This window comes from Kribbella sp. NPDC051770, assembly GCF_040681455.1.
Lineage (GTDB): Bacteria > Actinomycetota > Actinomycetes > Propionibacteriales > Kribbellaceae > Kribbella.
In genome coordinates, this window is the sequence record NZ_JBFAYT010000002.1 from 459,945 (window position 1) to 481,631 (window position 21,687).

Genomic DNA, 21,687 nt, shown 5'->3' on the forward strand with positions numbered 1-21,687 from the left:
ACGGTCGACTCATTGCCGGTAGACCTGCGCCTCGTACAGCGAGTACCCGTACGACGTCGCCCGCTGCGTCCCGGTCACCCGCACGTACCGCGCCGTCGCCGCCGCGAACCGGACCACGTCGGCGCCGCCGTCGCCGTTGCTGGTGGCAAAGACCTGGGTCCAGTTCACGTTGTCGCGCGACACCTCCACCCGATAGGACTTGGCGTACGCCGACTCCCAGCGCAGCACCACCCGGCGTACCGGCTGCTCGCTGCCGAGATCGATCTTCAGCCACTGCGGGTCGGACCAGTTGCTCGCCCACCGCGTCCCGAGATCGCCGTCGACGGCCTTGGCCGGCGGCGAGTTGAACAGCCTGGTCTCGTGGCTGCTCGCGGTCGCCGTCTTGCCGAGCGCCTGGTTGCTGACGTCGTCCCCGCGCCGGGCCGGGAACTCGACCACCTGCTGGTACGTCGGCCGGTTGACCCACGCCATCCGGTCCTGCGTGATGCCGCCCATCGGCTGGTGCACGATCTGGTCGGCGCAGAACTGGTCGCCGGCCGCGCAGTCCGTCGTCGCCGGGTACGTCGTTGCCGCGGGCACCTGAACGGCCGCCTTCAGCGCGTCGGCGAGCACGGTCCGGCACGTGCTGAGCGAACCGCCACCGCAGTACGTGACCGGCTGCGGCGTCGCGACCGGGTCGCCGAGCACCTTGCGCAGGTCGCGCTGGACGAATCCCCACCAGCCGTTCTGGAACGCCGATCCCTGCGCGCTCGGCCGCTCGTCGATCTTCTGCGTGTGCACCAGCGCGTCGTACAGGTCGGGTCCGAGCCCGGTCCGGAACTGGGCCGGGACGAGCAGCGGCCACCAGGCATCGAGGATGCGGATCGCGTCCGCGTGGTCGTAGGTCTTGGACGCTTCGTTCGGCGTCTTGCGGTGACTGCCCGCGGCCTGCCAGGCGGTCAGCTTGGCGATCGCGTCGGCGACGACCGGGTCGGTGACCGGCGCGCTCTTCAGCACCCGGAGCAGGTACGGCAGCACCTGGTCGGCGCGCAGGTCGACGGTCGCGGCGTCCTCCATCGCCTCGACGAGCTTGCCGCGGGTGAACTTCTGGCCGCCGTCGATGACCGCCTCGATCCGGTCGTCGAGCGGCTGGCTGCGGTAAACCGAGTTGTAACCGAAGTTGCCGTCGGCGGCCGAGAATCCCGGCGCCTGCTTGTTGTTCCAGCTGGTCAGGTAGTCCTGGTTGACGACCTGCGGGTGCTGACTGGCTGGGGTGTACGACGCCCGGTTCGTGTCCGGGTTCCAGCCCTGCCACTCGTAGCTGCTCCAGGTCGGCAGGTTCGGGTCGGCACCGGCTGCGCGGACCGGGTTGTCGCCGGAGTTGAAGTACGCGATGTCGGTCTTGTCGGCGTAGAACCAGTTGAACGTGTAGCCGATGTTCGTCGCGGCGGCCTGGAACTCCTGGGCGTTGTGGACGCGGTCCGGGTCGTTGAACAGCATGAACCCGAGCGCGGAGCCGGCCTCGTTGCCGTACGTCGACCGGTTCTTCGTGAACAGCACCGGCTTGCCCGCGACCGTGCCGCGATGGCTGACGATCCCGTACTTCGTGCGCTGGGCGACCAGCGTGTACGAACCGGCCGGCTCCGAGGAGCCGAGGCTGGAGTACCAGGCGTTGTGGCGCTCGAGCTTCTCGATCGGCGTACAGGTGGAGCGGAAGAGGTAGTGGGTGGAGGCCTTGGTCGGGGTGCTGCCGTCGGGCTCGCAGAGCGGTACGGCGTACGTGTCGGTGATGTCCTGGCCGGCGCTGGTCGCGCTCCACGAGTAGTCCGCGCCGCGGCCGATCAGGGTGTAGAAGTTGAGCCCGGCGAACGCGACACCGCGCGAGCTGACGCCCGGGCCCTGGAGCTCCTGGCGCATCAGGAGCTGCGGGGCGAAGTACGACGTCTGCGGGCCGTAGACCGCGATCGGGTTGCCGCTCTCGGTGTGCGCGCCGGAGACCATCAGTGCGTTCGACATGCCCTTCGGGCCGAAGCCCTCCGGGAAGACACCGCCGTCGAAGATGCCCTTCAGTGACTCCTTGCCCAGGGCCTTGTTCGGAGGTTTCACGCTGCTCTTGGGTTGCAGCCGCTTGGTGACTCCGGCCGAGCCGGTCTGGTCGACGACCAGCGGCTCCTCGGTGACCGAGCCGCGGTCGGGCATCGCGCGACCTGCGGGGTTCGGGCCGGTGGTGCCGTACGGGAACGTGGCGCCGTTGTGGACGGTGGTGTTCGCCTCCGGGTCGTTCTGGGAGCGGAACGACTCCCAGACCTTGGTGCCCTGGGCAACGCCGTACTTCGCCTGCGCCTCCAGCAGCGCGAGCGCGGAGGCCATCTCGCCGCCGCCTCCGGTACCGAAGATGCCGGCCACGACCGCGGCGGTCGCGACCACGTCGGTGACCTTCCAGCGCGGGGTCGGCCAGGTCAGGCCGAGCGCGACGTACTCACCCGGGTAGGCGATGCCGACCGTGTCGATGTAGTTGTTGACGCCGTCGACCCAGGCCTGGATGTCCTGCTGCATCTTCACACCGTCGGCGCCGTAGCGCTCGTCGGCGTCGTCGTACTGCTTCTGCAGGTCGGCCTCGGTGTACGGCGCGGTCCGCCAGAACTCCTGCTCGAACTGCCGGTTCCCGGCGGCGCCGCCCGCGAACGGAGTGAGCTGGCCGCGGCCGAGGTGCCGGAAGACGTCCATCACGAACAGCCGGTCCTGCGCACCGGCGTACCCGGCGCCGAACATGGTGCCCGCGCGGGTGGTGCCGGTGATGTGCGGGATCCCGCGGGACTTGTCGCGGACGATCGTCACGTCGGAGCGTGGCTTGAAGGTGCTGGCGACGTCGCCAGGTTTCACTCCGAACGACGCGTCGTCGAAGTACGGCGCGAGCTTGTCGTCGGTCATCCCCTGCGAGTTCCAGACGAGCTTCTCGTAGGGCTTCACGGTGTCGCTGAAGTGCGCGGGTCGGACGCCGAATCCCTTGAACAGCAGGAGATCGGTGAAGGTCGCGTTCCCGTTCTGCCCGGGCGGAACGATGTCAGCACACTGCCCGACGCAGTAGTCCGTTGGAGGAGCGGCCTGGGGTTGAGCCTGCGCATGAGTAGGCAGTCCGGCGACCACGAGAGCAGACACGGTGAGCAGGACGGCGGCGGTACGACGTGCTGGACGGGGCACGGGTCCTCCCTCAAAGACTCGGGGGCGAGCGATGACGGCAGGGGACGTCTGAAAACTGACGATGACTCACTAGTAGCATCAGGTCAAGAGTCTTGGACGCTTGACCTGATGCGCTTACTGTGAGAGCTGGTCGAGAGGAGTCCGATGCCGCGCGTGCCCGCCGACGTCCGCCGTGCCGAGCTGGTCCAGGCGGCGATCCAGGTCGCCACCCGCGAGGGTCTGGCCGCGACGACCACCCGCCGGATCGCCCAAGAGCTGGGGATCTCGGTCGGAGTCGTGCACTACTGCTTCCGCTCCAAGGAAGAGCTGCTGCACGAGGTGATCCGGGTGATCGCCGACGCCCAGGTCCAGGCCGCGCGGACCGCGATCGTTCCCGGCGCCGACCTCGCCTCCAGCGTGCGCAACGCCTTCGTCGGCTTCTGGAAACTCGTCGAGGAGACCCCCGACGCCCAGCTCCTCACCTACGAGCTGACCAGCTGGGCGCTCCGCAACGCCGACACCGAACCGCTCGCCCGCGAGCAGCGGGAATCCCAGCTGGCCGGCATCGAGCAGATCCTCGCCGAGATCTCCGTCGCGTGCGCCGTCACCTGGCCGGTCCCGGCCGGTCAGCTCGCCCGGATGACGCTCGCGATCACCGACGGCGTCACGCTCGGCTGGCTGGTCGACCGCGACACCGAGGCCGCCGTCCGGGTGCTCGAAGCGTTCGTCGACCACCTGCTCGCCCTGGCCTCGTGAGAAGAGCCGGCTTTTCACTTTCGTCTCAGGCAGTTCACGCCACCGGCAACGCCAGCACTCGATTGGGTCTCGCCATTGACGGTGCGTGACCACTAATGTGATCAAATCATGAGTATCCATGAGCGGCACCGGTTGAGTGTGGTGGTCAACGCGCGTGGGACGTACACGCCGCTGGGAGTCTCCAGGAGCTCTGCCGCGGTGGCCGGCGCGGTCGCGGAGGCGCTGCCCGAGTTCTTCGTGATGGACGAGCTCGGCGACCGGGCCAGCGACGCGATCGCGCACGCGACCGGGGCCCAGGCCGGAGCCGTCGTGCACTGTACGTCGGCCGCGATCACCCTCGCCGTCGCCGCCTGCATGGCCGGTGCCGACCCGCGCCGGATCGCCGCGCTGCCGGACGCCCGCGACATGCACAACCGCGTCGTCCTACCGGCGAACCACGTCATCGACTACGGCCAGTCCAACCTGCAGGCGATCCGGCTCGCCGGTGCGCACGTGACGCTCGCGGGCGACGAAAACCGTTGTGGGCTTGAGGATCTGGACGAGGATCTCGACGGTCCGGACGTCACTTGCCTGATGCTCGTCTCGTCGCGACTGACCGGCGGCGAGCCGCTCGACCTGACCGCGGCGGTCCGCGCCGCGCACCGTCGCGGCGTACCGGCGATCATCGACGGCGCCGGGCAGTTCCCGCGGACGGCGGACCTGCTCGCGACCGGTGCGGACCTGGTGCTGATCAGCGGCCAGAAGTACCTCGGGTCGCCGACCGCGGGACTGGTTGCCGGGTCGCGGCGTCTCGTCCAGGCGGTACGGGCCCAGGGCAACGGAATCGGTCGCGGCATGAAGCCCTCCAAGGAAGCGGTGGTCGGCGTACTGGCTGCTCTGGAGGAGTGGCAGGCGATGGACCGGGCCAAGTGGGCCGCGGATCAGGCCACGAAGGTGACCGGTTTCGTCGCTGCAGCCAGTGAGATCCCGGGGGTGGTCGCGGAGATCGTGCCCGACCCGACGGCGCTGCCGCTGTCGCGGGCGCTGCTCAAGGTCGACGACGCGCCGGGGCTGGTCCGCGAGCTGGAGGCCGGTACGCCGCCGATCTACGTGATGGCCGACCGGCAGGACGCGGGTGAGCTGATGCTCGAGCTGGTCTCGCTCGACGAGGAAGAGATCGCGACCGTGATCGCCCGGCTGTGGAGCCTGCTGGACAAGTGAAAGGGCCCGTTTCCCCTGCTGCTGCGGGAGAAACGGGCCCTGTACTGCTAGCTCAGCGCTGGAAGGACTTGCGCTCCGGACGACGGCCGCCGCGCTCGCCGCCGCGACCCTCGAAGCTGCGGCCGCCCGGACGGCTGCTGCCGTACCGCTTGCCGCCGCCCTTGTTGCCGAAGCGCTTCGGCTTCGGCTCGGGCAGCTTCACCGGGTACCCGGACGGCTTGCTGCCGCCGGTCAGCTCGGTCACCAGCTCGTCACCCGGACGCGCCTTCACCGGCTCGGTGGCGACACCGGCCGACTCGGCCAGCCGGATCATGCCGCGCCGCTGGTGCGGAAGCACCAGGGTGACGACGGCACCCTTGCCGCCGGCGCGCGCCGTACGGCCCGCGCGGTGCAGGTAGTCCTTGTGCTCGGCCGGCGGGTCCGCCTGGACGACCAGGCCGACGTCGTCGACGTGGATGCCGCGGGCCGCGACGTCGGTGGCCACCAGCACCGGGACGGAACCGTCCTTGAACTGGTCGAGCGTCCGGTTCCGGGCGCCCTGGGTGAGGCCGCCGTGCAGCGCCGCCGCCATCACGCCACGGTCGCGCAACTGGGTGGCGACCCGGTCGGCGCCCAGCTTGGTGCGGACGAACACGATCGTACGGCCGTCGCGGCTGGCCAGCTCGGCCGTCAGCGACTGCTTGTGACCCGGCTCGATGACCAGCAGGTGGTGCTCCATCGTGGTGACGGTGGCCTGGCCGGACTCGGTCGAGTGCGTGACCGGGTCCTTCAGGTAGGTCTTCACGATGGTGTCGACGTCGTTGTCCAGCGTCGCCGAGAACAGCAGCCGCTGACCTTCCGGCGGCGTCATGTCCAGCAGCGTGGTGACGGCCGGCATGAAGCCCATGTCGCACATGTGGTCGGCCTCGTCGAGGACCGCGATCTCGACCGCGCCCAGGTCGGCGGCGCCCTGCTCGCACAGATCGATCAGCCGGCCGGGGGTGGCGATCAGCAGGTCGACCCCGCGCCGGAGCGCGTCGATCTGCTTCGGGTAGGGCAGGCCACCGGCGATCAGCTTGACCGACACGTTCATCACGTGGGCCAGCGGCTCGAGCGCGTCGTGCACCTGCATCGCGAGCTCGCGGGTCGGGACCAGGATCATCCCGCGCGGGCGGCGCGACTCGGTGTGGCCACCGGCCAGCCGCATCAGCGTCGGGAGCCCGAAGCCGAGGGTCTTGCCGGAACCGGTCTGACCGCGACCGAGCACGTCCTTGCCGGCCAGCGCGTCCGGGATGGTCGCGGCCTGGATCGGGAACGGCTTGTCGATGCCCTCGCGGGCGAGCCGCTGGACGAGCCGGGGGGCGAGACCGAGGGCGGCGAACTCATTGCCCTCCGCAACCGTCCCGAGGTCGACCGGCTGCTGCTCGACGACCGGGCGCTCGACCCGCTCGGTGCGCTCGGTCCGCTCGTACGACGGACGCTCGGTCCGGTTGTACTGCGGGCGGTCCGTGCGGTCGCTGCGGTTGTACTGCGGCCGGTCGTCGCGGTTGTAGCGCGGCTTGTCGTCGCGGTTGTACTGCGGCCGGTCCTCGCGGTTGTAGCGCGGCTTGTCGTCGCGGTTGAACTGCGGCCGGTCGGTGCGGTCGCCGCGGTTGTACTGCGGACGGTCGTCGCGGTTGTAGCGCGGCTTGTCGTCGCGGTTGAACTGCGGCCGGTCGGTGCGCTCGCTGCGGTTGTACTGCGGACGGTCGTCGCGGTTGTACTGCGGACGGTCGTCGCGGTTGTACTGCGGACGCTCGGTGCGTTCCGAGCGGTAGCCCTTCACCGGACGGTCGTCACGGCGGAAGTTGCTCTTGCTGCCGCTGCCCCGGGTGCCGCGCTCGCCGTACTTGCGGTCGTTGCCGCCGTCGCGGGAACCACGGTCGGAGTACTGGCTCGGTCCACCCCGGCGCTCGAGGCGGGTGTCGTCGCGGACCTCGCCGCGGTTCGCGGCGGAGGCGGTGTTCCGGGCGACCTCGCCCGCGGCCATCCGCTCGCCGTACGACTGGGTCTGGAACTTCTTGTGGCGCGGCTTCTTCACCCGATCACCGGCGTCGGCGCCGTCGTTCGGGACAAACTGGTCCTGGTGGTGCTGGGACACGCAATCTCTCTCTCAACGTCACGGCCCGATGCCGGATCACGCCCACACGCAAACGCCGGCCACATTTTTCCGTGGCCGGATCGTGGTGCTGGCAGGAGACTAGGCATCGACCTGCGGGTGCTATCGCGTTGCACCCATGTCGCCGGATCATCTTCAGCGGGTTGCTGAAACCGACGGGTCGGAGCGCCTGGGAAATGCTCTGGTGACGCGACGCGCGCACCGACGTCAAGAAGTATACCCTGTCCGGCCGGCCCGCTTGACCACCCACAGCGACCACCCGCGCGGGCGGCCGCCGTACCGGCCGGGAACACTCAAGGGAACTTCAAGTCTTGAGTGGGTCTCCTAGGGTGAGGGTATGGCGCAGGAGAACGTTCCCAGCAAGGACCACTGGCTCTCGATCGGCGAGATCGCCGGGCGCTCCGGCGTCGCCGCGTCCGCGCTGCGGTTCTACGAGGACCAGGGCCTGATCAGCTCCCGCCGGACGTCGGGCAACCAGCGCCAGTACCAGCGCAGCACGCTGCGCCGGGTCGCGTTCGTCCAGGCCGCCCAGCGGGTCGGCCTGGCGCTGGCCGAGATCAAGGAGGCGCTGGACTCGCTGCCCGACGACCGCACGCCCACCCGCGCCGACTGGAGCCGGCTGTCCAAGTCGTGGCGCGGCCGTCTCGATCAGCGGATCGCCGAACTGGAGCGCCTGCGCGACGACCTCGATGGCTGCATCGGCTGCGGCTGCCTGAGCCTGCAGCGCTGCAACCTGTACAACAAGTCCGACCGCCTCGCCGAACGCGGCCCGGGCGCGCGGATCCTGAACGTCGGCATTCCGGGCGAGTAGCAACCAATCCGTACGGAATCCGTGCCTGGCATAGGCGTGCGGTTATGACAGTCATAGAACCGGTGACGGTGAACGAGGGTTAACCCCCGACTTTTTCCCGATCTGGTGTGGATTCTCTTCCGGCTTGGCAACATCCCGGTCTGTAGCGATCAGTGATCCGCTGGTCGCTTTCCGCCACAGATCCGGAGTGAGGCCCTCCCATGTCGCATCGCCGTATCCTGAGTTCGCTGGCCGGTCTGGCCGCCGCGGCCCTGGCTGTCCCCGCCTTCGCCGCCGCCCCCGCGCAGTCGGCGCCCGCCCCGACCACCAGCACGCCGTCCTCGATCGCCGCGTACACCGGTTCGCCGCAGGACGCCGCCGCCACCAAGGCGTTCTACGAGGCCGTGATGAAGTCCGCCCGCGCCAAGCAGGCCAAGGCCGGCAACAAGCTCGCCGCCGTCACCGTCACGTACGCCGTGGACGCGCCGACGTTCGCGTCCCAGATCTCGTCCAGCACCCAGATCTGGAACTCCTCGGTCAGCAACGTCACCCTCGTCGAGGGCAGCAACTACGACTTCTACTACACCGAGGGCAACGACCCGCGCGGCTCCTACGCCTCCACCGACGGCCACGGCAGCGGCTACGTCTTCCTCGACTACGCCCAGGCCCAGCAGTACGACCCGCTCCGCATCACCGCCCACGAAACCGGCCACGTCCTCGGCCTCCCCGACCACTACTCGGGCCCGTGCAGCGAACTGATGTCCGGCGGCGGCCCCGGCCCGTCCTGCACCAACCCCAACCCCGACGCCAACGAGCGCTCCCGAGTCAACCAGCTCTGGGCCAACGGCTTCGCCCAGCAGTAACCCCCGACCTCCGTCTCGGAACCGCCCGGCAGGGGACGGTTCCGAGCCGGAGCACACCCCAGAGGTACGGACGCCCCGCCCGCCCCACGGTGCGTCCGTACCTCTTCCCTTGCCTGCAACTACAGAACCTCGTCGGTCATCGCGACGGTGTTCGCGGCGAACTCGCTCCGATACTTCAGAGTTCGCCTGCTCGGCGCTTCCTGTCCGCCCGCTCCTTGCGGATCCGCTGGAGCCGCTCGCTCACCACGGCGGGATCCTCGTCGTCGTCCAGGTCGTCGCCGAGCGCGGCGATAACGTCGTACTGGCGTTGACGGCGGGCCTCGCGGTACTCCAGGAGATCCTTCAATCGAACGACCTCAGCACGCGGCACAAGCTCAGCCACAGCCAGCCTCGCGACTGTCTCTCGTCTTTGTTTCTCTGTTCTCTTGCACTTTCTGTGTCATCCGCGAGCTGGGCCCGTGCTGTTGCGGACAACCAGCTCCGGGCGGAACAGGAACTCCGTGCGGGGAGTCGAGTGGCCGCGGACCTCGTCCAGCAAGGACTGGACGGCGGCCAGCGCCATCGCCTGGACGGGTTGGCGGACTGTGGTCATCGGTGGGTCGGTGAACTCCATCATCGGGGCGTCGTCGTAGCCGACGACCGAGAGGTCGGTGGGGACGGCCAGGCCGCGTTGGCGGGCGGCTCGGATGACGCCGAGGGCCATCATGTCGGAGCCGCAGATGACGGCGGTGCAGCCGGTGTCGAGGAGGCGTTGGGCGGCGGCCTGGCCGCCTTCGACGCCGAAGACGCTGAGCTCGACGAGGTTGTCGATCTCGTCGTCGGTCAGGGAGAGCTGGGCCTTCAGGGCGGTGCGGAAGCCGGCGAGTTTGCGCTGGACGACGATGAAGCGTTCGGGGCCCGAGGTGAAGCCGATCCGGCGGTGGCCGAGGGCGACCAGGTGGGCGACCGCGAGCTCGGTGGCGGCGTACTCGTCGGAGCTGATGAAGGGGGCGCCGACGCCGGGGAGCCAGCCGTTGACGAAGACGACGGGGAGGTTGCGGTCGACCAGGGCCTGGTAGCGGGCGTGGTCGGCGCCGGTGTCGGCGTGCAGGCCGGAGACGAAGATGATGCCGGAGACGCCGCGTTCGAGCAGCATCTCGACGTACTCGTCCTCGCTCGCGCCGGACGGCGACTGGGTGCACAGGACCGGCGTGAAACCGCGCTGCGACAACGCCGACTCGATCACCTGGGCGAAGGCCGGGAAGATCGGGTTGATCAGCTCCGGCATCACCAGGCCGATCAGGCCGGCCGAGCGGCGACGCAGCCGGGTCGGGCGTTCGAAGCCCAGTACGTCGAGCGCCGTCAGGACCGACTGCCTGGTCTCCTCGGCCACCCCGGGCTTGCCGTTCAGGACCCGGGACACCGTCGCTTCGCTGACCCCCGCCTTGGCCGCGATGTCCGCCAGCCTCGCTCTGCTGCTCACGACCGGTCACCCTACCGACCCGGCCTGCACCTTGCAGCAAGAACCTGCAAGATCTTGCAGACTGCGACTGCGCAGACCTGTCCAGAAGGTGAACAGTGTGCACACCTCTTCTGCCGTAAACCTTGTCAGGAGCAGCCGCACAGGTGAGGATGGGCGGACCCCCGCCCGGGGGCCTTTACTACGGATCGTCCGGCACGTTCCTGCCGGTGAAGGGATTGAACAGTCATGGCCACTGTGTCTTTCAAGGCGGCGACCCGGGTCTACCCCGGCTCCGACAAGCCCGCCGTCGACAAGCTCAACCTCGAGATCGAGGACGGCGAGTTCATGGTGCTCGTCGGCCCGTCGGGTTGCGGTAAGTCCACCTCGCTGCGGATGCTCGCCGGCCTCGAAGAGGTCAACGAGGGCTCCATCTACATCGGCGACCGCGACGTCACGCACCGGCCGCCGAAAGAGCGCGACATCGCGATGGTCTTCCAGAACTACGCGCTCTACCCGCACATGTCGGTCGCCGACAACATGGGCTTCGCGCTGAAGATGCAGGGTGTCTCCAAGGAGGACCGTGCCAAGCGCGTCCAGGAGGCCGCCAAGCTGCTCGGTCTCGAGGAGTACCTGGACCGCAAGCCGAAGGCCCTGTCCGGTGGTCAGCGCCAGCGTGTCGCGATGGGTCGCGCCATCGTGCGTAACCCGCAGGTCTTCCTGATGGACGAGCCGCTGTCGAACCTCGACGCCAAGCTGCGGGTGCAGACCCGTACGCAGATCGCCGAGCTGCAGCAGCGTCTCGGTGTCACCACCGTCTACGTCACCCACGACCAGGTCGAGGCCATGACGATGGGCGACCGGGTCGCGGTCCTCAAGGACGGTCTGCTCCAGCAGGTCGACACCCCGCTGAACCTGTACGACAACCCGAAGAACAAGTTCGTCGCCGGCTTCATCGGCTCGCCCGCGATGAACCTGCTCGAGGCCGACCTGGCCGAGGGTGGCGCCAAGCTCGGTGACTACACCGTCCCGGTCGAGCGCAGCATCCTGGCCAAGGCCGGCAACGACAAGACCCTGACGCTGGGTGTCCGGCCGGAGGCCTTCAAGGTCGCCGACACCGGTCTGCCGGTCAAGGTCGCCGTGATCGAGGAGCTGGGCGCCGACGCGTTCCTGTACGGGACCGCCGAGCACGACGGCAACCACCAGCAGATCGTGGCCCGGATCGACGCCCGGATGCAGGTCGAGAAGGGTTCGATCGTGCACCTGGCGGCGCAGCCGGACAAGCTGCACCTGTTCTCCGCCTCGACGGAGGAGCGCCTGACGGCCTGACCATCACGCCAGTACGCCGAAACGCCGGCCCCGGGTTCCCGGGGCCGGCGTTTTCGTACGGCAAAGGTCAGGTGATGTCGCGCCGGTTGAAGACCAGCGCACCGAACGCGACCAGCACGACCGCGCCGATCCCCAGGTACCAGGCGCCGTGCTCGAAGCTGAGCGACTTCTCGACCATCTCGCAGTTGTACGAGCCGTCCTTCGCGGTGGTGCACTTCTGCACGTAATACGTCGTACCGTGCAGGACCCAGGCGTCGAAGTTCAGCCGGACCAGCCACGGCTGCACCGACTGCAGCACGCTGCCGAAGACACCCTCGACCAGCACGGCGTACCCCATGATGACGCCGATCGCGGCGGCCGTGTGCCGCAGCAGCAACGCCAGTACGCCGCCGAGCGCGCCCGCGACGGCCGCGACCACCACCGCCCGGCCGGACGTCTCGATCAGGTTCCCCCAGACCTTGCCGGTGGTCCCCGCGGTCGACCCCATCTGCGCGACGATCAGGTACGTCCCGGCGAGCAGCAGCGCCAGTGTCACCACCCCGACCGGGATCATCCCGATCGCGACGCCGGTGAGCTTGCTCGCGTAGACCCGCAACCGGCGTGGCTCGAAGGTCAGCCAGTTCCCGATCGAGCCGCTGCTGAACTCGGCGCCGACGAAGCTCGCCCCGATCAGGAACGCGGCGAAGGCCAGCAGGTACGACGACCCCTGCAGCAGCCCCGGCATCGTCTCGGTGAAGACGGTCTGCGGCTTGCCCCACTGGTCGATGGTCGGCTCGAGGTAGGTGCACATCTCCTCGACCGACGGCTTCGGGTCGGGCGTCGAGGCGTAGCTGTCGCGGCACTCCTGGTCGTACTTCTCGTGGTTCTTGACCCAGTCGGCGTGCGCCATCTCGAACTGGACCTTGTTCTGCTGCTGCTCCGCGGCCGACAGCGGGCGTGAGTTCCACCAGGTCGCGACCAGCATCAGCACCGTGACGCCGAGGACGGCAACCACCCCGAGCATCACCAGCCGGCGTGCGACCAGGCGGCGCAGCTCGACTCCCGTCAGCCGGATCACTGCTTGCCTCCCGTGGTCGGGTCGCCGGCGGCCAGACCTTCGTCGGCCGTCAGCTCGAGGAACACCGACTCCAGGTCGGCGCGGACCGGCACCAGCTCGGCGACGTACAGCTCGCGCTGGGCCAGCCGCCGGGTGATGTCGGCCGGGTCGTCGGCACCGTCGACGAACAGGTAGTTGCCTTCGGCCCGGACCGTCAGCCCGGCCGCGGTCAGGACCGCGGTCGCCGCCTCCTGGTTGCCGATCGCAACCTTCACCGTCGACTTGCCGGTGCTGCCGATCACCTCGGCCACCGAGCCCGAGGCGAGCAGCCGGCCGTGGCCGATGATCGAGACCGTGTCGGCGACCTGCTCGACCTCGGCCAGGATGTGGCTGCTGACCAGGACCGTACGGCCCTGGTCGCCGAGCGAGCGCATCGTCTCGCGGATCTCCCGGATGCCGGCCGGGTCGAGCCCGTTGGTCGGCTCGTCGAAGATCAGCAGGTCGGGCTCCTTGAGCAGCGTCGCGGCGATCGCCAGCCGCTGCTTCATGCCCAGCGAGTACGTCTTGAACCGGTCCTTGCCGCGCTCACCGAGCGAGGTCTCCTCGAGCACCTCGCCGACCCGGCTGCGCGGCGCGCCGATCGCGTCGGCCAGCAGCTCCAGGTTCTTGCGGCCGGTGAAGGCCGGGAAGAACTTCGGCGACTCCACGATCGCGCCGACCCGGGAGACCACCTCGGGCAGGTGCTCCGGCACCGGCCGGCCGAACAGCGCCATCGCGCCGGCGTCGGCCCGAATCAGCCCGAGCAGCATCCGGATCGAGGTCGTCTTACCGGATCCGTTCGGCCCGAGGAAGCCGTGCACGCCACCGACGGGCACGTCCAGGTCGAGCCCCTGGACCGCGACCACCCGCTTCCCGCGCCGGGTGCGGTACGTCTTCCGCAGCCCTCGCGTACTGATCGCCAGGTCCGTCATGTCACCTCTCTGAAGTTGCTCACGGCCCGCAGTGGGCCGGTTCCGTTGCGCTGTGAGACGCCCACCCAACCAGTTTGGTTGGGTGGGCGCACGGTTGGAACGTTCTATCAGCGCCGGGGGGCGGTGTCGGCGACGTTCGCGCTCAGCGAGGTGAAGGTGATGACGTCACCCTTGCCCTTGCCGTCGGTGTCGACCTCCCGGGATCCGATGTAGGCACCGGTCTTCGGGTCGACGATGATCTCCTCGCGGCTCTTGCCGTCGTCGCTGCCGTAGGCGATGCCGGTCTTGCCGTCCAGGTTGGCCGCCCGGTCGGAGATCTCGAGGTTCTTCAGGTACCCGAGCGCCCGGTAGAGCCGGGCCCGTACGTCGGCCGGCAGCAGCCCGGTCCGCAGCGCGTCCTGGGCGTAGACCAGCAGCTCGGTCTCGCCGCGCGAGTTGCCGGGGGCATCCTTCTTCAGCCGCTCGTACAGCGCCTTCGGGTCGGTCGGCAGCCCGGCGATCCACTCCGGCGTCGGGTTGGCCCAGCTACCGGCCGTGTCGCAGCCGGCGCCGTAGAAGCCTCCGCAGTCGGCCCGCTGGACGTCGGTCGTCTTCGCGAACGTGATGCCGTGCTTGCGGGCCTCGGCGTCCGACCCGACCACCCACTGGTGCCGGCCGGTCTGGGTCGTGCGCATCACCCACTCCGCCTTGCGGTCGGCCGGGATCCACGTCTCGGTGGCCTGCTCCTCCAGAACCTGCAGCTCGAACCCGTTCCCGCCGTACAGGTTGCGGGTCCAGGTCCGGGCGGTGTTGTGCAGGTACTGGCCCGGCTTCACCACCGGGTCCTTCGCGGTCACGTTGGCGGCGGCCGCGTCGAGCTCCGTCTTCGCCTCCGCGGACCCGCCCTGGGTGCCGGAGGTGACGATGAAGCCGGTGCCGACCAGCGCGGCGACACTCGCGGCGGCGGCCAGGCCGTAGGTCCAGCGTCGCCGCGCCGTGCGCTTCGCACCGGCGGAGAAGCGGGCCGGGCGCGGATCGCCGGCGGAGACGCGGTGCGCGGTGCCGGCCAGGTCGACCGGGTGCCCCAACGCCGTCCGCGGGCCGCCGGCGGCGGCCATCAGCTGGGCTCGGGCCTGGGCCAGGCGGGCGTGGTCGGGCTCGGCCTCGTCCGAGTGCAGGGCGGTCATCGCGCGGTCCAGGTCGTCCTCGGACCACAGGTCGGTCAGCTTGTTGTCAGTCATTGGTGTTCGCCTCGTCTGAAGTCGTCTGGGTACGGAGCTGGCGGCGGATGCGGTGCAGGCGGGAGCGCACGGTGCCGACGGGGATGCCGAGCGCGTCGGCGACCTCCACGGTGGTGAGCTGGCCCCAGGAGGTCAGGAACAGCACGTCCCGGTCCCCGTCGGACAGGTCGGCGATGGCCGGCGCGATCCGGGCCGCCATCGTCGAGGCGTCGACCCGCTCGGCCACCCTCCCGTCGTGGCCGAGCTGGTGCTCGTCCTCCCGCAGTCCGGCCCGGGCGGTGGCGCGCAGGCCGCGCACCTCCTGCCGGACGTGCCGGCGGGCCAGGTTGGTGGCGATGCCGTAGAGCCACGCCCGGACCGCGGCCGTGGCCGGGTCGTAGGTCGCGCGCTGCTTGAACGCCGCCAGGAAGGTCTCGCTGACCAGGTCGTGCGCGGTGTCGGCGCCGACCCGGCGGGCCAGGTAGCGGTGCAGCGGTACGGCGTACTCGTCGAACAGCCGCCCGAACTCCGCTCCTGGGTCGGGTCCGCCGAGCTCCGGCCTGTCGCTGATGTCAGCCTCCGGGCTGTGGTGATCGATCACGGTCATGCAACTGATTGCCCGGAGCCCCGGACGACGTTCACGACGGTACGGCGGCACCGGTCCGGAAATTACCCCCATGGGGTATCTTCCAGGGGTTGCGTCTGATACCCCAAGGGGGTAATTTACGAGGCGTCGAGATACCCCCCAGGGGTAGCGGTGAGGGAAGGAACCACGATGACCGACGAGACCAGCGCTCCAGCCGGCACCCCGGAGAGCACCCCGGAGCACGTCCACGGCTACACCAGCGAGAAGTCCAGCCACCTCAAGCGGCTGCGCCGGATCGAGGGCCAGGTCCGCGGGCTGCAGCGGATGGTCGAGGAGGACAAGTACTGCATCGACATCCTGACCCAGGTCTCGGCGGCCACGAAGGCGCTGCAGTCGTTCTCGCTGGAGCTGCTCGACGAGCACCTGTCGCACTGCGTGGTCGAGGCCGCCCAGCGCGGCGGCGCGGAGGCGGAGGAGAAGGTCCGCGAGGCCTCCGACGCGATCGCCCGGCTTGTCCGTAGCTGAAAACAACCTCTCAAGGAGAAGCAACTGTGACCACCACCACCACGTACGCCGTTTCCGGGATGACCTGCGGGCACTGCACCGCCGCGGTGACCGAGGAGCTCAGCAAGCTGCCGGGCGTCCAGAACGTCAGCATCGACCTGAACGCCGGCGGCACGTCCGCCGTACAGGTGACCAGTGAGTCGGCGCTGGACGAGTCCGCCGTCCGTGAGGCCGTCGACGAGGCGGGCTACGAACTGACGGACGTGACCGCATGAGCCGGGCTGTCGCGCTCCGGCTCGGCGCGTTCGCCGGTGTGCTGGTGCTGGCCTTCGCCGGTGCCTTCGCGATCGGTTCCGCGGTCGACCCGATCGCGGCAGCCGACACGCAGGAGCCCGCCCAGGCCCACGACGACCAGGGCGGGATGGGCGACATGGAGCCGGCCGCGGGGCACGGCGAGGGGCACGGCGACGCGAGCGCCCAGCCGCCCGGGCTCGCCGTCTCCCAGGCCGGGTACACGCTGGTCCCGGCGACCACGTTCTTCCAGCCGAACCAGCAGACTCCCCTGCGCTTCACGGTCACCGGTCCGGACGGGAAGCCGGTCACGCGGTACACGAAGACGCACGAGAAGGACCTGCACCTGATCGTCGTCCGGCGTGACCTGTCCGGCTTCCACCACGTGCACCCGACGATGGATGCCCAGGGCAACTGGTCGATCCCGTTCCGGTTCACCGCCGGCGGCACCTGGCGCCTGTACGCCGACTTCCAGCCGGCCGGCCACAACCAGCCGATCACGCTCGGCACGGACGTGAACGTGTCCGGCCTCTACATCCCGGTCCCGCTGAACGAGCCCGCGAGCGTCTTCAGCATCCACGGGTACGACGTGACCCTGGCCGGGAGCCCCCAAGCCGGCAAGGAGTCCGAGCTGACCTTCACCGTCAGCAAGGGCGGCAAGCCGGTCACCGACCTGCAGCCCTACCTGGGCGCCTTCGGGCACCTGGTCTCGCTGCGCAGCGGCGACCTCGCCTACCTGCACAACCACCCCGCCGAGCACGCCGAGGCCGGCGGCAAGGGCGGCCCGAAGATCACCTTCGGTACGACGTTCCCGACCGCCGGCACGTACTCGCTGTTCCTGGACTTCCAGCACGCCGGCGCGGTCCACACGGCCGAGTTCACGGTCACCGTGGACGCCGACGGGACCACCATCGTCCCGCCGACCGCGCTGCCGAGCACCCCCGGCCACGACACCACCCCGCACGGCCACTGAGAGGAGGCACTTCCATGACAACCCCAGAAACCGGGCAGTCCGTCGAGCTCATCATCGGTGGCATGACGTGCGCCTCCTGCGCGGCCCGGGTCGAGAAGAAGCTGAACCGGATGGACGGCGTCACCGCCACGGTGAACTACTCCACCGAGAAGGCCAAGGTGACGTACGCCGACGGCGTCAGCACCGACGACCTGGTCGCCACCGTCGAGGCCACCGGCTACACCGCGGCGCTGCCCGCGGCCCCGGCCGAGGCGCCCGAGGAGACCGACGAGCTGAAGCCCCTGCGCGAACGGCTGTACGCGAGCATCGCGCTCGCCGTACCGGTGATTGCCCTGGGCATGATCCCGGCCCTGCAGTTCGACTTCTGGCAATGGGCGTCGCTGACGCTGGTCACACCGGTCGTCACCTGGGCGGCCTGGCCGTTCCACAAGGCCGCCTGGACCAACCTGAAGCACGGCGCCGCGACGATGGACACGCTGATCTCGCTGGGCGTGCTGGCCTCGTACCTGTGGTCGCTGTACGCCCTGTTCCTCGGTGGTGCCGGCGAGCCAGGGATGAAGATGCCGTTCACGCTGATCCCGTCCCGGGGTGGCGGCGCCGAGGAGATCTACCTCGAGGTCGCGGCCGGCGTGACGACGTTCATCCTGGCCGGCCGGTACTTCGAGGCGCGGGCCAAGCGCCGCTCCGGCGCCGCGCTGAAGGCGCTGCTGGAGCTGGGCGCGAAGGACGTCGCCGTACTGCGCGACGGCAGCGAGCAGCGGATCCCGGCCGACCAACTGGTCGTGGGTGACGAGTTCGTCGTCCGGCCCGGCGAGAAGATCGCCACCGACGGCGTGATCGTCACCGGCAGCAGCGCCGTCGACGCGTCGATGCTGACCGGCGAGTCGGTCCCGGTCGAGGTCGGCGAGGGCGACGCGGTCGTCGGCGCGACGGTGAACGCCGGTGGGCGGCTCGTCGTCCGGGCGACCCGGGTCGGTGCGGACACGCAGCTCGCGCAGATGGCGCGGCTGGTCGAGGACGCGCAGAACGGGAAGGCGGCCGTGCAGCGGCTGGCCGACCGGATCTCGGGGATCTTCGTCCCGATCGTGATCGGGCTGGCGCTGCTGACGCTCGGGTTCTGGCTCGGCAACGGGTCGGCGGTCGAGGTGGCGTTCACGGCTGCGGTCGCCGTACTGATCATTGCTTGCCCGTGTGCGCTGGGGCTGGCCACGCCGACCGCGCTGATGGTCGGCACCGGCCGCGGCGCGCAGCTCGGGATCCTGATCAAGGGCCCGGAGGTGCTGGAGTCGACGCAGCGCATCGACACCGTCGTCCTGGACAAGACCGGGACCGTCACCACCGGCCGGATGGAGCTGGTCGACGTGCTGCTGGCCGAGGGTGAGCAGCGGGCCGACGTACTGCGGCTGGCGGGCGCGCTGGAGCACTCCAGCGAGCACCCGATCGCGCAGGCGATCGCCCGGGGCGCCTTCGACGAGCTGGGCAAACTGCCGCCGGTCGAGGACTTCGGGAACGTGGAAGGCCTGGGTGTGCAGGGAATCGTCGACGGGCACGCCGTACTGGTGGGCCGGACGCGGTTGCTGGAGGAGTGGAGCCAGTACCTGCCGGCCGACCTCGCGCACGCCAAGGAGCACGCCGAGGCCGAGGGCAGTACGGCGGTCGCGGTCGGCTGGGACGGCAAGGCACGTGCTGTCCTGGTGGTCGCGGACACCGTCAAGCCCAGCTCGGCAGAGGCGATCAAGCAGCTGCGGGCGCTCGGGCTGAAGCCGGTGCTGCTGACCGGTGACAACGAGGCTGTCGCCCGCAAGGTCGCCGCCGAGGTCGGGATCGACGACGTGATCGCCGAGGTGCTACCGGCCGACAAGGTCGACGCGGTGAAGCGGCTGCAGAGCGAGGGCCGCGTGGTCGCGATGGTCGGCGACGGCGTCAACGACGCGGCGGCGCTGGCCCAGGCCGACCTCGGGCTCAGCATGGGCACCGGGACCGACGTCGCGATCGAGGCGAGCGACCTGACGCTGGTCCGCGGCGACCTGCGCTCGGCCGCGGACGCGATCCGGCTGGCCCGGCGCACCCTCGGCACGATCAAGGGCAACCTGTTCTGGGCCTTCGCCTACAACATCGCGGCCCTGCCGCTGGCCGCGGCCGGCCTGCTGAACCCGATGCTCGCCGGTGCGGCGATGGCGTTCAGCTCGGTCTTCGTGGTCAGCAACAGCCTGCGGCTGCGCCGCTTCACGACGGAGAACTGACATGGACCACCACGAGCACGCACCCGCGAAGTCCCTCACCCAGCAAGCGATCTCGGCCACCCTGCACTGCCTGACCGGCTGTGCGATCGGCGAGGTCCTCGGCATGATCATCGGTACGGCGCTCGGCTGGCACAACCTGGCGACCGTCGTCCTGTCGATCGCCCTGGCCTTCGTCTTCGGCTACTCGCTGACCATCCGCCCGGTGCTGAAGGCCGGCCTGAGCTTCCGGCAGGCCCTGAAGGTCGCGCTGGCCGCGGACACGCTGAGCATCGTCACCATGGAGGTCGTCGACAACGCGATCATCCTGGCCGTACCGGGCGCGATGGACGCCGGTCTGGCGTCGGCACTGTTCTGGGGCAGCCTGGCCGTCGCGCTGGCGATCGCCTTCGTGCTGACGGTTCCGGTCAACCGCTGGCTGATCGGCCGCGGTCGTGGGCACGCGGTCATGCACGCCTACCACTGAGTGCCGGTGTCGGCGTACGACAACATCCTCGAATGTTGTCGTACGCCGACATTTCTTATTGTGGAAGTACGACAACATTAGATATTGTTGTCGTACGACAACAATGAGCGGGTGGGAGAGTGCGGATTCACACGGTCAGGGAGCTCGGCTCCGCGGTTCGCGAAGCCCGGGCGAGGCACGGTCTGACGCAAGTGGACCTAGCCCGCCGAGCCGGGGTGTCCCGCGAGTGGCTGGTTCGCCTCGAGCAAGGCCACGCCCGCCTGGAAGTTCAGTTGGTCCTCGACACTCTGGAGGCCGTCGGGCTCACCTTGACCACGGCCGACAGCGAACAGTTCCAGCAGGACGAGACCGAAGCGGCCTGGGACGAGGTCTTCACCACCCTGGCGGACAAACCATCGACGGCCCGGCCCCAACGCGACGAGACCTCCGACAATGGCTGAAGACCGACTGCTCCTCTACCTGGACGGAGTGCTCGCTGGGACCTTGCACCAGAGCTCGCAGGGCCGGCTGTCGTTCAGCTACGACGCGGACTACCGGAACACAGCAGCGGCCGTTCCACTCTCGCTGTCGATGCCGAAGGGAACGACAGCTCACTCACACAAGCCGACCCATGCCTTCATCTCCGGCTTGCTGCCCGACAGCGAGGCTGCTCTCCAGCGGCTGGGCCGCAAGTACGGCGCTTCGCCCAACAACCCGTTCGCACTGCTGCGGCACATCGGCCGGGACGCGGCCGGCGCCGTCCAGATCCTTCCGCCCGAGATCGCCTCGAGTGACGCGGCCAACCGGCAAGGCGAGATCGACTGGCTCAGTGACGAGTCGATGGACCAGACCCTGGCCGAGCTGGCGCAGAGCCCGGACACCTGGGATCCCGGGCGGAACGCGGGTCGCTGGAGCCTGGCCGGAGCACAGAGCAAGATCGCTCTGTTCCGCTCCCCTGAAGGACGGTGGGGCGTGCCCTGCGACTCCACGCCGACGACCCACATCCTCAAACCGTCGATGCCGACCTTCGAGCGCCATCACCTCAACGAACACCTCTGCCTTCGCGCCGCGCAACTGTGCGGGCTTCCGGCGGCGACGACCGAACTCCTGGCCAGCGATCGCTACGACGTACTGATCTCACACCGCTACGACCGCCTTCACGATGCCGGCGGCCAGTGGCGACGGCTCCACCAGGAGGACATCTGTCAGGCCCTGTCGGTGCCGCCGAGCAAGAAGTACCAGGACGACGGCGGCCCGGGAGTGCGGGAGATCGGCAATCTGCTGGCCGGCAGCAGCACGCGGTCGTCACGAGCCGACAACCTGGACCGGATGTTCGACTATCTGGTCTACAACGTGGCGATCGCCGCCACCGACGCACATGCCAAGAACTTCTCGGTCCTGCTGGGTTCCCGGGACGTCCGCCTTGCCCCGCTCTACGACGTCGGGTCGATGCTGCCCTACCACCGCGATCCCGGGCTCAAGTCCGCCCTGAAGATCGGCCGGACCTGGGCGATGGCCAAGGTCACCGAGCAGGACTGGACCGCGGTCGGGCGACAGCTGGGGCTGGACAGCGACGAGGCGATCGGCCGGATGCGCGCCGTCCGCCAGCGGGTTCCCGAGGCCTTCCAGCGAGCGGCCCACGAGGCAGCCGTTCCCGACGGACTGCGCCGCCACGCGATCTGGATCGCCGACCTGGTGGCCGCACACGTCGAGAACCGACGCGACCAGTGGGGGCAGATCAGCGTTCCGCCGCCGGCCGGCTGACCGGCG

General features: G+C 69.6%; 20 protein-coding genes. 12 read left to right on the plus strand and 8 right to left on the minus strand.

What is annotated here, in order from left to right; translation table 11 throughout:
- Window positions 1–9 precede the first annotated feature (9 nt).
- On the minus strand, window positions 10–3,180 hold the full coding sequence (locus AB0M01_RS08790; RefSeq protein WP_363667069.1) for a penicillin acylase family protein: 3,171 nt from the start codon (window positions 3,178–3,180) through the stop codon (window positions 10–12).
- Window positions 3,181–3,324: 144 nt separating this feature from the next.
- Between AB0M01_RS08790 and AB0M01_RS08795 the strand changes: the two genes are divergently transcribed.
- Together AB0M01_RS08795 and AB0M01_RS08800 are read left to right on the plus strand one after the other, a co-directional pair.
- Window positions 3,325–3,915 carry a TetR/AcrR family transcriptional regulator gene (locus tag AB0M01_RS08795; RefSeq protein WP_363667071.1) on the plus strand — a complete coding sequence of 197 codons (591 nt, stop codon included), beginning with the start codon at window positions 3,325–3,327 and terminating at the stop codon, window positions 3,913–3,915.
- Between the two features lie 108 nt (window positions 3,916–4,023).
- Window positions 4,024–5,115, plus strand: a complete 1,092-nt coding sequence (locus AB0M01_RS08800; RefSeq protein WP_363667073.1) for an aminotransferase class V-fold PLP-dependent enzyme — start codon at window positions 4,024–4,026, stop codon at window positions 5,113–5,115.
- A 52-nt stretch (window positions 5,116–5,167) separates the two neighbouring features.
- Here the strand turns inward: AB0M01_RS08800 and AB0M01_RS08805 are convergent, their stop codons facing one another.
- Window positions 5,168–7,234: a DEAD/DEAH box helicase gene (locus AB0M01_RS08805; protein ID WP_363667075.1), complete on the minus strand. Its 2,067-nt coding sequence runs from the start codon at window positions 7,232–7,234 to the stop codon at window positions 5,168–5,170.
- Window positions 7,235–7,589: 355 nt separating this feature from the next.
- Here AB0M01_RS08805 and soxR point away from each other — a divergent pair, with 355 nt between their 5' ends.
- A complete protein-coding gene (soxR, locus tag AB0M01_RS08810) occupies window positions 7,590–8,063 on the plus strand; it encodes a redox-sensitive transcriptional activator SoxR (protein WP_363667077.1) in 474 nt (157 codons plus the stop codon).
- Between the two features lie 200 nt (window positions 8,064–8,263).
- Window positions 8,264–8,905, plus strand: coding sequence for a snapalysin (gene snpA / locus AB0M01_RS08815; RefSeq protein ID WP_363667079.1), 642 nt, complete (start codon window positions 8,264–8,266; stop codon window positions 8,903–8,905).
- 175 nt (window positions 8,906–9,080) lie between these two features.
- Here snpA and AB0M01_RS08820 read toward each other — a convergent pair whose 3' ends face one another.
- The gene (locus AB0M01_RS08820; RefSeq protein WP_363667081.1) at window positions 9,081–9,251 is read right to left on the minus strand and encodes a hypothetical protein; all 171 of its coding nucleotides are present in this window, start codon (window positions 9,249–9,251) and stop codon (window positions 9,081–9,083) included.
- A gap of 93 nt (window positions 9,252–9,344) precedes the next feature.
- On the minus strand, window positions 9,345–10,367 hold the full coding sequence (locus tag AB0M01_RS08825; protein WP_363667083.1) for a LacI family DNA-binding transcriptional regulator: 1,023 nt from the start codon (window positions 10,365–10,367) through the stop codon (window positions 9,345–9,347).
- A gap of 225 nt (window positions 10,368–10,592) precedes the next feature.
- On the opposite strand from AB0M01_RS08825, the gene ugpC reads away from it, so the two are divergent.
- Window positions 10,593–11,672, plus strand: a complete 1,080-nt coding sequence (gene ugpC / locus AB0M01_RS08830) for a sn-glycerol-3-phosphate ABC transporter ATP-binding protein UgpC (RefSeq protein WP_363667086.1) — start codon at window positions 10,593–10,595, stop codon at window positions 11,670–11,672.
- A 67-nt stretch (window positions 11,673–11,739) separates the two neighbouring features.
- Here ugpC and AB0M01_RS08835 read toward each other — a convergent pair whose 3' ends face one another.
- The 4 genes from AB0M01_RS08835 to AB0M01_RS08850 form a co-directional block, all read right to left on the minus strand.
- Complete coding sequence (locus tag AB0M01_RS08835) at window positions 11,740–12,729, minus strand: ABC transporter permease subunit (protein WP_363667088.1); 990 nt, start codon at window positions 12,727–12,729, stop codon at window positions 11,740–11,742.
- Complete coding sequence (locus AB0M01_RS08840; protein WP_363667090.1) at window positions 12,726–13,679, minus strand: ATP-binding cassette domain-containing protein; 954 nt, start codon at window positions 13,677–13,679, stop codon at window positions 12,726–12,728. Before AB0M01_RS08840 ends, AB0M01_RS08835 begins: the two co-directional genes overlap by 4 nt.
- 107 nt (window positions 13,680–13,786) lie before the next feature.
- Complete coding sequence (locus AB0M01_RS08845) at window positions 13,787–14,899, minus strand: CU044_5270 family protein (protein WP_363667092.1); 1,113 nt, start codon at window positions 14,897–14,899, stop codon at window positions 13,787–13,789.
- Complete coding sequence (locus AB0M01_RS08850; protein ID WP_363667093.1) at window positions 14,892–15,485, minus strand: sigma-70 family RNA polymerase sigma factor; 594 nt, start codon at window positions 15,483–15,485, stop codon at window positions 14,892–14,894. The genes AB0M01_RS08845 and AB0M01_RS08850 overlap by 8 nt, the downstream gene beginning before the upstream one ends.
- Window positions 15,486–15,653: 168 nt before the next feature.
- On the opposite strand from AB0M01_RS08850, the gene AB0M01_RS08855 reads away from it, so the two are divergent.
- The 7 genes from AB0M01_RS08855 (at window position 15,654) to AB0M01_RS08885 (ending at window position 21,681) form a co-directional block, all read left to right on the plus strand.
- Window positions 15,654–15,989, plus strand: a complete 336-nt coding sequence (locus tag AB0M01_RS08855; protein WP_363667095.1) for a metal-sensitive transcriptional regulator — start codon at window positions 15,654–15,656, stop codon at window positions 15,987–15,989.
- Between the two features lie 26 nt (window positions 15,990–16,015).
- The gene (locus AB0M01_RS08860) at window positions 16,016–16,243 is read left to right on the plus strand and encodes a heavy-metal-associated domain-containing protein (RefSeq protein ID WP_363667097.1); all 228 of its coding nucleotides are present in this window, start codon (window positions 16,016–16,018) and stop codon (window positions 16,241–16,243) included.
- Window positions 16,240–17,232, plus strand: coding sequence for a hypothetical protein (locus AB0M01_RS08865; RefSeq protein ID WP_363667099.1), 993 nt, complete (start codon window positions 16,240–16,242; stop codon window positions 17,230–17,232). The genes AB0M01_RS08860 and AB0M01_RS08865 overlap by 4 nt, the downstream gene beginning before the upstream one ends.
- Before the next feature lie 14 nt (window positions 17,233–17,246).
- Window positions 17,247–19,475, plus strand: a complete 2,229-nt coding sequence (locus AB0M01_RS08870) for a heavy metal translocating P-type ATPase (protein ID WP_363667101.1) — start codon at window positions 17,247–17,249, stop codon at window positions 19,473–19,475.
- Window position 19,476: 1 nt separating this feature from the next.
- Complete coding sequence (locus AB0M01_RS08875; protein ID WP_363667103.1) at window positions 19,477–19,938, plus strand: DUF4396 domain-containing protein; 462 nt, start codon at window positions 19,477–19,479, stop codon at window positions 19,936–19,938.
- A gap of 119 nt (window positions 19,939–20,057) precedes the next feature.
- On the plus strand, window positions 20,058–20,378 hold the full coding sequence (locus AB0M01_RS08880) for a helix-turn-helix domain-containing protein (protein ID WP_363667105.1): 321 nt from the start codon (window positions 20,058–20,060) through the stop codon (window positions 20,376–20,378).
- Window positions 20,371–21,681, plus strand: a complete 1,311-nt coding sequence (locus AB0M01_RS08885) for a type II toxin-antitoxin system HipA family toxin (protein WP_363667107.1) — start codon at window positions 20,371–20,373, stop codon at window positions 21,679–21,681. Before AB0M01_RS08880 ends, AB0M01_RS08885 begins: the two co-directional genes overlap by 8 nt.
- The last annotated feature ends 6 nt before the right edge of the window (window positions 21,682–21,687 follow it).